The organism is Neobacillus camarae (assembly GCF_054950115.1).
Map to the genome: position 1 here is coordinate 424,584 of NZ_JBUCKX010000005.1, position 13,674 is coordinate 438,257.

Here is a 13,674-nt window from a genome sequence, read left to right on the forward strand (position 1 = left end):
CACGACACCTTTTCCGTTTAACTATTGCTTGGCTCCGTTTTTTGGGCCGGAATGAAGAAGCTTACTATAACAGTAATCACACTAAAAACCAAGGCAAACAGGAACACATTTTGCATCCCGTTTCCGATGTCTGCGGTTTTGTTAATAATGACACCCATAACCGTCACCCCAACCGATGCCCCGATGTTTCTTAAAAACACCTGCAACGAGGTGGAGATCCCTTTGATTTGCGTATCGGCAAACTCTTGAGCGGCAATGGTACCGACCGCAAATAATAGACCAAATGAAAAACCTTGGAAGGCCAAAATAGCAAATAAAGCCGCATACGATAAGTCCTTAATAAATAAAAAGAGTGCCAGTCCTGTAATGGCTGTGATAAAACTGCCAATGATAAATAAATTTTTATACCCGAAGCGAATGATCCATTTTCCTGCCGGGGTACTGCCAAACATCCAGCCAAGCGCAATACTTAACAAAATCAGGCCGCTTTTATAAATGCTCATATGGCTGCCTTCTTGGAGATATAATGGAATAAAATTAGAAGTCCCATAAAAAGACAAACAGTAAATCAGCATGAAAAGATTGGTTCTAAAAATTCCTTTGTTTTTAAATAACGAAACCGGTAAAAAGGGCGAGGCTTCTTTCCGTTCCACCAACATAAATACCACCAGCCCGAGTGCACCGACCACCACATACCATAAAGGATGATTCACATTTGTAGCCAGCAGTAAAGCCGTTATCGACACACTGAACAAGAAAAATCCTTTATAGTCAATATGGGTCTTCCTGAATTCAGCCTGTTCTTGATAGGGAAGCAAGCAAAGAATCGTAGCAATCCCAATAGGAATGTTAATGAAGAAAATCCATCTCCACGTCAAAGCTTCCACAAAAAAAGACCCTAACACCGGTCCGACAATGGACGAAATCGCCCAGATACTGCTAAAGATGGCTTGAATTTTCCCGCGCTTTTCAATGGTGTACAAATCGCCCACGATAATCATCGATAAAGGCAGCATTCCGCCTGCCCCCAGGCCTTGCACTCCCCGGAAAATAACCAAAGCCGTCATCGAGTTGGCCAGGCCGCTAAGAATTGAACCAAGGATAAAGAATCCGACGGCGATCATTAACAATTTCTTTCTCCCGTACATGTCGGATAATTTTCCGAAAAGCGGGACCGTAACTGTACTGGCCAGCATATAAACAACAAAAATCCAAGCAAACAAATCCATCCCGCCAAGATGTTTCACAATAGTCGGACTTGCCGTTTGCATGATATTGGCATCAAGTGCCGAAATAAGAGTGGTAATGACCAGCCCCCAGAGCACATACGTATTTTTATTCATAGTTTCCCCCTATTTCTCTTTCTAACACAATGCATCAACCATGATTATAGCAAACCAGAACCGGTTTATATATTCTTTTTAAAAATTATTCAGAAGACGGTCCGGATAGGTATACACATTCAATGACCGGCCGCGCACAAAGCCAATGGTGGTAATCCCGAGCTGGTCCGCCAGCTGCAGGGCAAGTTCTGTGGGAGCCGATTTGGATAACACCATTTCGCAGCCAATTTTAGCGACTTTCAATAAAATTTCAGAGGAAATCCGACCGCTGAAGACAATTATTTTGTCCTGGATAGGCAATTTATTTTTTAAACAGTAGCCATAGATTTTATCAAGGGCGTTGTGCCGGCCAATGTCCATCCGGCTTAAGATCATTCCGTTTCTGTCACAAAGGGCGGCATTATGGACGCCGCCAGTTTTTTGAAAGACGGTGGCGGATTTCTGCATTTCTTCCATTAATTTAAAAGTGTCTTCTACCGAAATTCTTACCCGCATGCCATCGATTTTTTTCGCGGTCATCGCATCATTCACAAACACAAAACCTTGCCTGCTCATCCCGCAGCAGGAGGTAATATAACGCTTGCTTTGAAATTGACTATAGTAGGGGTTTACCTTCTTTGTCTTTACATGGACATAGCCTTCCTTTTCTTGAATCCATATGTCGCTAATGTCTTCCATCGACCGGATAATCCCTTCCGACGCGAGATAGCCAATGACCATGTCATCGATGTACTCGGGGGTGCAAACCATGGTGACAAGCTCTTGACCGTTTAATTTAATAGTGACCGGGTATTCGGTCACTATAACCTCTTCGGTGTGTTCCGGGTGGCCGTTTTCATATCGAAGAGTCGTGCGCTTCACCTCTATTGGCTTCATCTCTATACCTCCTTCCTATAATGAGAGGTCGTCTTTATGAGAACCGACTACCCTTTTTCGGATAACTTACAGCAATTGTCGGATAATCACCGCCAACTGTCGCATAGTTCCTTCCAACTGTCGTATAACCGTCTCTAACTGTCGATTTATATACCAACTGTCGGATGAACCTCTCCAACTGGCGGATGATACCTGATAACTGTCGGGCACTCCTCTCCAACTAGCGGATAACTTTTTCTAACTATCGCATACGCCAATCAAGTTTCTTCCTCAAATATTTGAAATTTCCGGTCACTCCGGCAGTTTTCGCAAACATGGATCAAGGAAGACTGCATGACGTTACTTTCTTGATTGTCTAGCTCCTCTTCCTGCCCGCACACTTCACAAATCTTCATCCAATCACCCTCTTTAGTACCACATAATCTAGTTTACTGCCGGACAATTTGATACCCCAAATCCTTGACAGCTTGTTCGAAATCCTGATGGGAAGCGGCCTGCTCATTAAAACTGAACATGGCCTCCTTCCGGCTTAAGTTGACCTCCGCCTCACGCACACCCCAAACCTCATTGATGGCATGAAGGACTTTATCCGCATCGGTTTGTGAGTGCATCCCTTCTACCTTCAAACTCCCCTTTTGCATCCCAACCACTCCTCCTGTTAATGTATTGGCTGCTGGTCATGATGAATCGACTCACCCATCCCATGAAGAAATTCCATCATCGTGGTTAACGAGGCCCGAACCTCCGGATTAAACAAACTGGTACTTAATTTCCACAAACTCTTGGACTCGCCATGTTGCATCGTTTCCGTAAAGCGCTCCAAACCGCCGCTTACACTTTGGATCATCGTCTGCACTTGCTCGGGGTCCAATGATCCAAAAAACTTAAAAGCATTCATGGCATTTTTAATGGCGTGTTGCATCGTGGGTTGATTGATTTGGCCAATCGCGATCGCCCCCACTTCGGTGCGCTTCACCAGCAAGGATTGGATGGCCGTTAAGGCCCCCATATCCTGCAGTTGTTTTAAAATATCTAACGATGTGACAATTGCCTCACGGTTATCGGTTATTGCTTTTAGCACGTCCGACAAGGCCTGGGCCTGTTCTTCAACTGGGTTGGGAACACTCTTGTTAATTTGCCTGATCGGTTTTGCCATACTCATTCCCCCCTGCTTCAAAAAGATTAGGAATAGGTGTAAAATCGGCCCGCTTCCATTTATCCTCAACACGGACACTAATTTGTGGAATCCGGTTGCCGAACCGGTAATTCACCTTTGGAAGCGGCGGCTCGCCCTTCACTTCGAGAACTTCCATCCTGACACCCGCTTCCTTGTAGTTTGGTGTATGCGTATATTTATCATGATAACTGCTGGTCAACCGGTTGACTGCTTTACGCTCATCGCTCGTATTCATGCTAAGATACAGTTCATTGCCCTCTACTCTGTCCGTCACAATGACACGAACCTCAACTTCACCATACGGAGAGGTTAACCGCACCAAGGAGCCATCCTCAAGACCGCGTTCCTTTGCCAATCCCAGCGATACCTCCACCCAAGGTTCAGGCACTTTATGAGTCAGCCCCTCCGATTTGTACGTCATATTCCCTTCATGGAAATGCTCCAATAAACGGCCGTTATTTAAATGAAGGTCAAACTCTTCTCCGGCTATAAACGGCGGAGTCCATTCAACCGGATGCAGCCGGGCCATTCCATCTGGAAACCCGAATTTTTCGGTATAGAGCAACAGGGTGCTGGAACCGTCTTTCTTAACTGGCCAGACTTGCGAATGAAAACCTTCTAACCGCTCGTAGCTGACCCCTGCGAAAATCGGGGCCAACGATGCTGCTTCTGCCATGATTTCACTAGGATGCTGATAGTTCCAGTTAGCCCCAAGCCGGTTGGCTAACTCCTGGAAAATTTGCCAATCCGGTTTGCTGTCACCCAGCGGTTCTAACACTTGGTAAAAGCGCTGGATTCGGCGCTCCGTATTGGTAAACGTCCCTTCTTTTTCAAGGCTTGGCGCCGCTGGCAAAACGACATCCGCATATTGGGCGGTTCGGGTGAAGAACACATCCTGCACCACAAAAAATTCTAGTTCTTCAAACCGGTTTTCCACAAAATTGGAGTTAGAATCCACAATTGCCATATCTTCACCGAATAGATACAAGGCTTTGATTTTTCCGGTATGGATTCCTTCCACCATCTGATGGTTATTAAAGCCCGGTTCTTGCGGAAGCTGGACGCCCCAAGCTTTCTCGTAACGTCCCCTAACCTCCTCGTCTTGTACTGGTTCATAGCCTGGCAGCCATGCCGGCATCGTCCCGAAATCACATGCCCCTTGAACATTATTATGACCCCTCAATGGATAGGCCCCTGTACCAGGGCGTCCATAGTTCCCAGTGATCAGCAATAAATTGGAAATCGCCGTGCTGGTGTCGGTCGCTCCCATATGTTGGGTAACGCCCATAGCCCATAAAACACAAACCGATTTGGCCTCATGAATCATTTCTGCCAAACTGATGAGCTCTTGCTTAGTTAACCCAGTAGTTTCTTCGGCGTATTCCAAAGTGAATTTATCAAGTGAGTCGACATATTTATCTAACCCATTGACACGGGTGGCCAAGAAATCATTGTCTTCCCAGCCTTGGTCAAGAATATATTTCGTGACCGCCGAAAGCCAAATGAGGTCGGTACTCGGCTTAGGATGCAGGAGGAGATTAGCCCGCTCTGCCAGTTCATGTTTCCGGATATCGATGACAGCCAGCTTCTGGCCATGCAATTTATGGGCCCGCTTGATTCTCGTCGCCAAAACCGGATGGGATTCTGCCGGATTGGCTCCAACGACCATCACCAAGTCTGATTGTTCGATATCCTGCATCGTGCCGGAATCCCCGCCGATTCCCACTGTCCGCATCAATCCCATGGTGGCCGGTGATTGGCAATAACGAGAGCAATTGTCGACATTGTTGGTTCCCATGACGGCTCGGGCCAATTTTTGAAATAAGTAGTTTTCTTCATTTGTACATTTAGAAGAAGCGATATAACCAATGGCATCGGGCCCGTCTTTTTCTTTAATTCCCGTAAGCTTTGAGGCAATGAGGTTTAAGGCTTCATCCCAGGAGGCTTCGACAAATTCATCCCCTTTTCGGATAAGCGGTTTGGTTAGCCGCTCCTCACTGTTGACAAAATCCCAGCCCCATTTCCCTTTGACACACGTCGAAATGCCGTTCACAGGCGCATCGGCTTGCGGCTCCACCTTTAAAATATGCCGGCCCTTTGTCCAGACTTCGAAACTGCAGCCGACACCGCAATATGTACAAACGGTTTTCGTCCGTTTTATCCGGTTCTCGCGCATCGCCGCTTCCATTTCCGATATCGCAAAGATTTCCTTATAGCCCGGCTCGATTTCTTTAGTGAGGTCAATCATCGGCTCCAGGATTTTTGTCGGAATCGCGGTTAAGAACCCGGCTTCACCGAGCATCGATTTTTCCATTAAAGCATTGCAAGGGCATACAGTAACACAATGGCCGCACGAAACACAGGAGGACTGGTCGATGGGAACATCGTTGTCCCAAATGACCCGAGGAGCCTTCCTGCTCCAATCAATCGTCAGGGTTTCGTTCACCTGCAAGTCCTGGCAGGCTTCCACGCATCTTCCGCAAAGGATGCATTGGTCCGGTTCGTAGCGGTAAAATGGATGGGAGTTATCGGCTGGATATGGTTTTGATTCAAATTGATACTTCTGATGTTCAATCTCCAAGTATTCCGCCGTATTGTGAACCACACAGTTACCGTTGTTGTTATCGCAAACCGTGCAATACAATTCGTGATTTTTTAGAATTCTTGACATGGCTTCATACTGGGCGTCTTTCACATTGCCGGCCTGGTAATCCACCATCATCCCAGGTTCGGCCTTTGTGGTGCAGGCCCTGACCAGTTCACCACCCACATCCACAAAGCATGTATCACACGTCTGGATGGTACCCAGGTTCGGGTGATAGCAAATGCTCGGAATAAACAAATCATGCGACTGTGCCGCCTGCAAAATGGTCTGGCCAGGCTGGACAGAGTATTCTTTTCCATTAATTTGGATGGAGAATAAATTCTCTTCCATGGCTTACCTCCTTACTTTCCGAGATGCAATCGGATACAGATTTTTACCTGCCGCCGGTGACGGCTTGGCATCACTTAAATACGCGGACCAATAGATAAAGCCAACAAACAAGGCCCCGCCAATGGCATTCCCTAGAAACACGGGCACAAAATTGACGAAATAACCGCCCCAGCTGAAATACCCTGCAAAAATAGCCGCCGGTATCACGAACATATTGGCGACCACGTGCTGAAAACCGATGGCCACAAATCCCATAATCGGGAACCAAATCGCTAAAATTTTACCGCCGACATCTTCGGCACCGTAGGACAGCCATACGGCTAAACCGACTAACCAATTGCAGCCGATCCCGGAAACCAAGCTTGGCCAAAAAGCGGAATCCAGCTTGGCTTGGGCCATTGCAACGGTTTTTGTAAGATAATGGCCTGTTTCTGTTAGTCCGACAATATGGCCAAAAAAATACGCCACAAACACGGCCCCTATAAAATTACTGACAGTAATCCAAAGCCAATTCCAAAGCAAACGCTTAAGGGCGACTTTCCTGGATAGGCAAGCAATCGAGACGGCCATCATATTGCCTGTCAATAATTCTCCGCCGGCGATAATTATCAGGATCAGCCCTAAGGGGAACACGGCGGCGCCTAAAAAGGTCCCAAAGGTTCCCCACTCTTTCGGCAAATCCGCGACAACCCGTAAATCCAATAAATACCCTAAAGCTATAAATGCCCCGCCCAGGAACCCTAAAACCAACATATGACGCAATGGCAGCCCAGCTTTTTTCATTCCTGCTTCTACAGCCAATTCGGCAATTTGCTGTGGAGGACGAAATCCCATTTTGCTCCCTCCTTTTTCTTTTGCCGATTATTATTTACTTTTTTGGAAAATGTATTGTCTTGTGTGGCATGGTAATCAAAGGAAAATGTCTTTAGGGGATTCTGGCATAGGAATAAACACACCGGTAGAAAATAACCAAAAATGAGAGGAAGAAGGAAGTGACTTCCATGGATAAAGAGCTCTTGTACGAGCGGGTCAGAACGATGATTTCTTCTGTCACCAAAGACCCGAAATACATCACACTGTCAACGGTTAAAATTGCGGATTTGCTGGGGGTTCCACAAACGGAGGTTGAAGCAAACCTTCAAGCTTTGATCAGTGAGGGCCGGCTTGAAAAAAGGCAGATGACAGAGCCTCCCTATTATGATATTTATTTGCTGGGCTAATCCGGACAACCAAGGGGCCATCCAATGATTGTTGGATAGCCCCTTTTCGTTCATTAATTATGAGTTAATAATGGCTGGGTAACGGTAGGTAAAATAATCTCTACCGTGGTGCCCTCGTTGACCGCGCTTTGAATCGACAATTTTCCATTGTGATTTTCAATAATTTTATAACAGGTCATCAGCCCCAGTCCTGTTCCCTTTTCCTTGGTTGTGTAAAACGGTTCCCCTAGTGTGGGGATTCGTTCCTTGGGAATCCCTATGCCCTGATCTTGAATTCGGATGCTGATTTGCCCTTCTTGCATGGCTTTAATGGCCACAAATATCTTTCCGCCCTTTGGCATAGCTTCCATCGCATTTTTTATCAAGTTTAAAATGACTTGTTTGATTTGATTTTCTTCACAGAAAACCTTAGGCAGACCTTCATCAAAATCCACTTCAATTTCCACATTATTCAATATCGATTGGGTGTTCGACAGGGTGATCACTTCTTTAATCAACTCACTGACATCTTGTTCCACGAACACGGCCGCAGATGGTTTGGCAAGAACCAAAAATTCCCCGACAATGGCATTAATCCGATCAAGCTCGGATAACACCACATCATAATATTCTTCATTCATCTGATTGTATTTAAACAGTTGAATAAACCCCCTAATGGACGTGAGCGGATTGCGGATTTCATGGGCAATCCCGGCGGCCATTTGACCCAGCAATGCCAGTTTTTCCGATTTTTGTAGCATCAGGTCATTTTGTTCCTTGGATTTGGTAATGTCTTTTCCAATCGTAAGGACTGCAGCCTCATGTTCAAATTGAATCGTTATGGAAGACACCTCATAGAAAAATTGTGTTCCATCCTGGCGTCTCAATCTATAAACAATATTATTCAATGGTTTATTTTCTTTTTTCGCCTGCTTGATCCGTTCCTCCAATCGCCCGTTGTACTCAGGGTGTATATACTCATGAATGGATTTACCAATTAATTCCTCTTTGTGATTTGCGCCCAGCATCATAACAGCCGATTGGTTTATATAAATAATGTGGTGGTCCCTGTGTATGGCGACCGATTCAGGTAAGGAGTCCAGCAATTTTTTATAATTTTCTTCGCTGGCGCGTGCGGTTTTTTCATAGTATCTGGCCTTATCGTATTGCCAGCCGACGAACCAAGCAATGATGGTAAACAGAAAGAAATCAAATGTAAAGAACTCCCTTTGATGGGCGATTTTTTGGTATAGAGTAAAGAGAATGGAAACCAAAACCAAGATGACTTGACCACTACGCTTCATAAACATGACCTCTTAAATAGGAATTTAGTAATAAATTCGACAGAATGATTGATTTTCCTTCATCCATAAATCCAAAATCTGTGTCAATAGCACAGGAAAACCATCTGGGTTTTGAATATGCTATAATGCTAAGATTTTTTTATAAGGAGGCACACTAATAATGGATGATTCTTCCAAAAACCAAAGTATTAATAATAAAATGATTGATTTATTAGTGAATGATATTTTACGGAAAAATGGTGTGGATTTGGCAAGTGCCAAGGGCAGGCTGTCCGAAGAGCAAAAGCAGCAGATTAAAGAATTGGTCAACGACCTGACTCAACAAGTGAACCAATTCATGAAGCCGCCCAATCCACCTGAAGAGAAAAAGAAAAATAATAAGAATAACGCCTAATTAGGCGTTTTTTTCATTTTAAATAATAATTTCCAATCACTGGGATGTTGTCCATTACTATTCAATACCCACTTCCATATTATAGATTGAAACTAGAACAAAGGAGTGAAAAGAATTGTCAACCAGAAGAAGAAGCAACAACAAATTTTGCCGTGATTTTGAAGAATCACCAACTTTTGAGAGTCCTGAACAAAGCTTCGAAGACAACAACAACAACAACGATGCGGTAGTGGCACAAGATGCTGACCAAGTCGACATTATGGAACAAGACTCTGATGAATTGATTTTCATTAAGGATTCTTGCAATATTTGGGTTCACACCACTGACACTCAAGCAGCCGTTTCCATTCAACTTGCGCTACAATTAGCCATTGCACTTGTAATCAGGATCACCATCCTTGATTCAGATGATTCCAATGGGGTTGTACAGGATCTCGTTCAATTTTTCGATTCGGAACAAAAGAACAAGCAAAGAATCGTGATTGATAACTCTAAAGACGTTAAAATCACGACCACAGATACGGATATCTCCGTTAATATTCAAGCATTATTGCAAGTGCTGCTTTCGTTAGTGGCTAAGTTAGATATTGCATAAAAAAGAGGTGATAAAAAAATGAGTGAGAATAGATGGAGAGCATTGGACCATTGTGACGAAAGCAGTAACCACGGTACAGATGTCGCACAAGATGCAAATCAAGTCGCTTTAACAAAACAACAATCGCTGGAATGGATTATTGTAAAGGATTCGGAAGATGTCGAAGTACACACTACCGATACCCAAGCAGCTGTATCGTTACAAGCAGCCTTGCAAGTAGCGATTGCCGTTGTCATCAGCATCACGATTGGTGACTCTGACCAGGCGGATAAGGTTGTTCAAGATATGAAACAGTTTTTCTCATTGAAACAACGAAACTCGCAAAAAACGGTTATTAAAGGTTCTAAACATGTTCATGTCACCACCACTGATACTCAAGTTGCCGTCAATATCCAAGCATTACTGCAAATCCTTGTAGCTATCGTCGCTAAAATTGATGTCTTATAATTAATAGCGGCTTTTTTAAAAGCCGCTTGTTCTTAATACTCTATCAAAACTCTAAAGACCAAAACACTGAAACCCCTCGACAGCGTTTAATGCTTTTAAAATAGACATGAATGGCCATGAATCCTCATTACAAAGGACTATAAAAAAGGAGAAATCAAAATCGGCGTTTGGGCTCTCCTTTTTTATCATAATAGAAGATCATGCAAAAGGACGAAATCCCGTATTTCGTCCTTTTTGCATAATCAAGAAATCCTATATGGTTACCAAGGATACTCCCCTTCTTTATGTTTATCGGATTTGGTAAAATAATCGGGGTGGTAGCTTCTGACAAATGCTTTCGTGTTCAAGTCAATAAAACCGGATGCATAGGTGGGGTCTTGGGTCTGCCACGCCCCATTCAATAAAATTTCATTCCAGGCATGATTTTCCCCGTATACCACTTTGGCTTTAATCCCGATGGCGCGGTGAAGCGCGGCACTTAAATCCGCATAGCCTGTACATAACACGAGTCTTGTTTGATACGTTTGCAAGGCCGAATACAGCGGCGGCTGGGGACTATCGACCAGTTTCGCATCATAGGCCACGTTTTTAGCCACCCAGTAAAAAATCGCCTTCGACTTTTCAGAGTCCGTTTGCTTTCCGGCAGTAATACTATTGGCAAGTGATAGAATCGTAGGATCACTGCTTTGTACCATATAACTCGGAGTTAAATACGGATCGGAATCAGTCAAATCGTAGACAGCATACCCCAAAACCTTTTCCGGATCATCCTTTTTCCCTGGATAATATTCGTCAAGGTTTAACACCACTTCCCCAACGGCGTAGTCAAGGGGATACTCATAATGAAATTTCCCTTTGCTAAATGGCACTTGGAGCGTCTCGTTCTTGTTGGACCGGCCCTCTTGGATCGCTAAAACCACCCCTTCTGCTTTATGTAATTTTCCATAAGGTGTGGGTTTACCTTCTACCACGAGTTTTCCATTTTCCATGGAGACCGTATAGGTTTGGATTTTGACAGGCTTATATTTATCATTGGATGCCCCAGGGTTGGCCGCCTCTTCTGAAGGGGTGTCAGCTGCCAAGTTAACGGCATTTTTTTCCACTTCCACTTCCTGTTCCGGTTGCGACGTTGACTTCTCGCCTCCCAATCCGGCAAGGAAGCTTTGAATCTGGGCTGTGGATGGAAGCATGTCTTGATGGGACAAGAAAATAAATGCAAAAACAGCTATAAAGAACACAATCAGTCTCTTCAAAACATTCACCTCCGAATTGCCTATCATTCCAAATATAAACCAATTATTGGGTGTTCTCAACAGGAAAATAGAACAAAATGAATTGGGGAATGCTGGGTCCGGAATACTATTTGCCCCATTAGATTATGAGGTTGTTATTTTGATATAATAGACTTTAAGGAAATAAGTATACAAGAGGTGAAAAATGAAAAAGACAATTGGGCTGTTTGCCCACGTAGATGCCGGAAAAACCACATTGGCCGAGCAAATTCTATATTCTACCCATAGTATTAAACATCGAGGAAGAGTCGACCATCAAGACACCTTCCTAGACAGCCATGACATTGAAAAGCAAAGGGGCATCACAGTGTTTGCCGATCAAGCCGTGTTTACCTATGGGGAGTCCGAATATTACTTGATTGATACACCTGGCCATATTGATTTTTCGCCGGAGATGGAACGAGCCATTCAAGTGCTGGATTATGCCATTGTCATCATTAGCGCGGTGGAAGGTGTCGAGGGCCATACGGAAACTGTGTGGAGATTGTTGCAAAATCACCGGATACCTACGTTTTTCTTTATTAATAAAATCGACCGGGCCGGAGCTGATGTGGACAGAGTGATCCAGGAAATACAGGAAACTGTAACAGCCGAAGTATGCAGGATTCCCCCAAACATGGATTGCCGGAAACTATCGGAAGACTTGATTGAATTTGTTGCTGAGCGGGACGAGGCTTTGCTGGAACATTATATGGAAACAGGTTATCAGCCGGATTTGTGGCTGGATAAGATGGTCAAGCAGATCCAAGAACTAGAAATGTATCCTTGTTTTTATGGTTCAGCGCTGCAGGGAATCGGGATCGACCATTTTCTAGAAAGCCTGGACTTGTTAACCTCTACCCATTATCCGACAGACATGCCGTTTTCGGGACGCGTTTATAAAATCCGTTATGATGAAAAAGGGACGAGAGTGACATTTATAAAAGCGTTGAGCGGAACTTTAAAGGTACGTGATGAAATCCGGTACCCAAAAAAGGATGATCAGTCTTCTTACGAAAAAATAACCCAGATTCGCTCTTACAACGGAACAAAATTCAAGCCTGCCGATGAAATTTTTGCAGGTGATGTTTTTGCGGTCACAGGTCTGTCTGCTGCCGCAGCGGGTGACGGGCTTGGGACGTTAATCGAAAAAGCCTCCTATGAACTCTTTTCGGCCTTGAAAGCGAAAGTAAACGTCCTCCCCTCCATCAACATAAAAGAGGTACTGCGTTTTTTTAAGATACTGGATGCCGAAGACCCTTCTCTTAACGTCACATGGGAGGAACAAACGCAAGAAATCCATGTCCATGTGATGGGGGTCATCCAGTTGGAAATATTAAAGCAAATCGTGAAGGAACGTTTTGCTGTGGACGTGTCATTCGGTGAACCGGGGATTATCTATAAAGAAACGATTGAAAGTGCAGTAATTGGATATGGACACTTTGAGCCTTTGGGACACTACGCGGAGGTCCATCTCAAGCTCTCACCCGCCGAACGAGGAAGCGGGATTTCGTTTGAAAACCGGTGCCATGCCGATGATTTATCGGTTGGCAGCCAAAACTTAATCCGCCATCACCTTTTTGAACGGGAGCACCATGGGTTGCTGACAGGATCGCCACTAGCTGATGTTAAAATCACATTATTGAACGGACGGGCCCATAATAAGCATACCTCCGGCGGTGATTTTCGAGAAGCCGCCTACCGCGCGCTAAGACAAGGACTTGAAAAAGCGAGCAACACCCTGCTGGAGCCGTATTATAATTTTAAAATCCGGCTTGAACTAGACCTGATGGGGAAAGTGCTGACCGATATTCAAACGGCCCATGGCACCTTTGACCCTCCCATGACTGAAGGCACAAAAGCCGTACTAACCGGAAAAGTGCCAGTAGCTACTTTTATGGATTATGGTCCGCAGTTTGCCTCCTTAACCCAAGGAAAAGGTACATTAAACCTGTTCTTTGGTGGATATGGCCCCTGCCATAACGCAACTGAAGTGATCGAAAAAATCAACTACAATAAAGCCGCCGACCCCGAGTATTCATCCTCTTCCATTTTTTGCTCCAAGGGGCAAGCCTACACGGTCCCTTGGGAAGAGGCCGAAATTCAAATGCACGCAAAATAGAGATGGTCTCA

At 44.6% G+C, this 13,674-nt stretch carries 14 protein-coding genes; 5 read left to right on the forward strand and 9 right to left on the reverse strand.

Annotated elements, in window-relative coordinates; translation table 11 throughout:
* Positions 1-17: 17 nt before the first annotated feature.
* The 7 genes from ACY8D0_RS26960 to ACY8D0_RS26990 all read right to left on the reverse strand — a co-directional run bounded on the left by ACY8D0_RS26960 (position 18) and on the right by ACY8D0_RS26990 (position 7,165).
* The gene (locus ACY8D0_RS26960; protein WP_462413533.1) at positions 18-1,343 is read right to left on the reverse strand and encodes an MDR family MFS transporter; all 1,326 of its coding nucleotides are present in this window, start codon (positions 1,341-1,343) and stop codon (positions 18-20) included.
* A gap of 78 nt (positions 1,344-1,421) precedes the next feature.
* The gene (fdhD, locus tag ACY8D0_RS26965) at positions 1,422-2,219 is read right to left on the reverse strand and encodes a formate dehydrogenase accessory sulfurtransferase FdhD (protein ID WP_462413534.1); all 798 of its coding nucleotides are present in this window, start codon (positions 2,217-2,219) and stop codon (positions 1,422-1,424) included.
* A gap of 257 nt (positions 2,220-2,476) precedes the next feature.
* Complete coding sequence (locus tag ACY8D0_RS26970) at positions 2,477-2,614, reverse strand: hypothetical protein (RefSeq protein ID WP_462413535.1); 138 nt, start codon at positions 2,612-2,614, stop codon at positions 2,477-2,479.
* A gap of 33 nt (positions 2,615-2,647) precedes the next feature.
* Positions 2,648-2,860 carry a heavy-metal-associated domain-containing protein gene (locus ACY8D0_RS26975; protein ID WP_462413536.1) on the reverse strand — a complete coding sequence of 71 codons (213 nt, stop codon included), beginning with the start codon at positions 2,858-2,860 and terminating at the stop codon, positions 2,648-2,650.
* A gap of 17 nt (positions 2,861-2,877) precedes the next feature.
* Positions 2,878-3,375: a helical membrane plugin domain-containing protein gene (locus tag ACY8D0_RS26980; RefSeq protein WP_462413537.1), complete on the reverse strand. Its 498-nt coding sequence runs from the start codon at positions 3,373-3,375 to the stop codon at positions 2,878-2,880.
* Positions 3,350-6,331 carry a formate dehydrogenase subunit alpha gene (fdhF, locus tag ACY8D0_RS26985; protein ID WP_462413538.1) on the reverse strand — a complete coding sequence of 994 codons (2,982 nt, stop codon included), beginning with the start codon at positions 6,329-6,331 and terminating at the stop codon, positions 3,350-3,352. Before fdhF ends, ACY8D0_RS26980 begins: the two co-directional genes overlap by 26 nt.
* A 3-nt stretch (positions 6,332-6,334) precedes the next feature.
* Entirely contained in the window at positions 6,335-7,165 is an 831-nt protein-coding gene (locus ACY8D0_RS26990; protein ID WP_462413539.1) for a formate/nitrite transporter family protein, read from the reverse strand.
* Between the two features lie 167 nt (positions 7,166-7,332).
* Between ACY8D0_RS26990 and ACY8D0_RS26995 the strand changes: the two genes are divergently transcribed.
* Positions 7,333-7,551 carry a PCI domain-containing protein gene (locus ACY8D0_RS26995; RefSeq protein ID WP_462413540.1) on the forward strand — a complete coding sequence of 73 codons (219 nt, stop codon included), beginning with the start codon at positions 7,333-7,335 and terminating at the stop codon, positions 7,549-7,551.
* Between the two features lie 53 nt (positions 7,552-7,604).
* On the opposite strand, the gene ACY8D0_RS27000 is transcribed toward ACY8D0_RS26995, so the two are convergent.
* Positions 7,605-8,834, reverse strand: a complete 1,230-nt coding sequence (locus ACY8D0_RS27000) for an ATP-binding protein (RefSeq protein ID WP_462413541.1) — start codon at positions 8,832-8,834, stop codon at positions 7,605-7,607.
* Between the two features lie 160 nt (positions 8,835-8,994).
* Here ACY8D0_RS27000 and ACY8D0_RS27005 point away from each other — a divergent pair, with 160 nt between their 5' ends.
* The 3 genes from ACY8D0_RS27005 (at position 8,995) to ACY8D0_RS27015 (ending at position 10,270) form a co-directional block, all read left to right on the forward strand.
* On the forward strand, positions 8,995-9,228 hold the full coding sequence (locus tag ACY8D0_RS27005; protein ID WP_462413542.1) for a spore coat protein: 234 nt from the start codon (positions 8,995-8,997) through the stop codon (positions 9,226-9,228).
* A 115-nt stretch (positions 9,229-9,343) separates the two neighbouring features.
* The gene (locus ACY8D0_RS27010; protein ID WP_462413543.1) at positions 9,344-9,823 is read left to right on the forward strand and encodes a spore coat protein; all 480 of its coding nucleotides are present in this window, start codon (positions 9,344-9,346) and stop codon (positions 9,821-9,823) included.
* A gap of 18 nt (positions 9,824-9,841) precedes the next feature.
* Positions 9,842-10,270: a spore coat protein gene (locus tag ACY8D0_RS27015; protein WP_462413544.1), complete on the forward strand. Its 429-nt coding sequence runs from the start codon at positions 9,842-9,844 to the stop codon at positions 10,268-10,270.
* A gap of 260 nt (positions 10,271-10,530) precedes the next feature.
* Here the strand turns inward: ACY8D0_RS27015 and ACY8D0_RS27020 are convergent, their stop codons facing one another.
* Entirely contained in the window at positions 10,531-11,523 is a 993-nt protein-coding gene (locus ACY8D0_RS27020) for a transglutaminase domain-containing protein (RefSeq protein ID WP_462413545.1), read from the reverse strand.
* Positions 11,524-11,707: 184 nt separating this feature from the next.
* On the opposite strand from ACY8D0_RS27020, the gene ACY8D0_RS27025 reads away from it, so the two are divergent.
* Positions 11,708-13,663 (forward strand): GTP-binding protein, encoded by a 1,956-nt coding sequence (locus tag ACY8D0_RS27025; protein ID WP_462413546.1) that lies wholly within the window; start codon positions 11,708-11,710, stop codon positions 13,661-13,663.
* The last annotated feature ends 11 nt before the right edge of the window (positions 13,664-13,674 follow it).

Bases quoted from the DNA above. Each gene is read 5' to 3' on its own strand.
- ACY8D0_RS27000 (WP_462413541.1), bottom strand. From the start codon at position 8,834: ATGAAGCGTAGTGGTCAAGTCATCTTGGTTTTGGTTTCCATTCTCTTT.
- ACY8D0_RS26975 (WP_462413536.1), bottom strand. From the start codon at position 2,860: ATGCAAAAGGGGAGTTTGAAGGTAGAAGGGATGCACTCACAAACCGAT.
- fdhF (WP_462413538.1), bottom strand. From the start codon at position 6,331: ATGGAAGAGAATTTATTCTCCATCCAAATTAATGGAAAAGAATACTCT.
- ACY8D0_RS26960 (WP_462413533.1), bottom strand. From the start codon at position 1,343: ATGAATAAAAATACGTATGTGCTCTGGGGGCTGGTCATTACCACTCTT.
- ACY8D0_RS26995 (WP_462413540.1), top strand. From the start codon at position 7,333: ATGGATAAAGAGCTCTTGTACGAGCGGGTCAGAACGATGATTTCTTCT.
- ACY8D0_RS26970 (WP_462413535.1), bottom strand. From the start codon at position 2,614: ATGAAGATTTGTGAAGTGTGCGGGCAGGAAGAGGAGCTAGACAATCAA.
- ACY8D0_RS27015 (WP_462413544.1), top strand. From the start codon at position 9,842: ATGAGTGAGAATAGATGGAGAGCATTGGACCATTGTGACGAAAGCAGT.
- ACY8D0_RS27025 (WP_462413546.1), top strand. From the start codon at position 11,708: ATGAAAAAGACAATTGGGCTGTTTGCCCACGTAGATGCCGGAAAAACC.
- ACY8D0_RS26990 (WP_462413539.1), bottom strand. From the start codon at position 7,165: ATGGGATTTCGTCCTCCACAGCAAATTGCCGAATTGGCTGTAGAAGCA.
- fdhD (WP_462413534.1), bottom strand. From the start codon at position 2,219: ATGAAGCCAATAGAGGTGAAGCGCACGACTCTTCGATATGAAAACGGC.
- ACY8D0_RS26980 (WP_462413537.1), bottom strand. From the start codon at position 3,375: ATGGCAAAACCGATCAGGCAAATTAACAAGAGTGTTCCCAACCCAGTT.
- ACY8D0_RS27005 (WP_462413542.1), top strand. From the start codon at position 8,995: ATGGATGATTCTTCCAAAAACCAAAGTATTAATAATAAAATGATTGAT.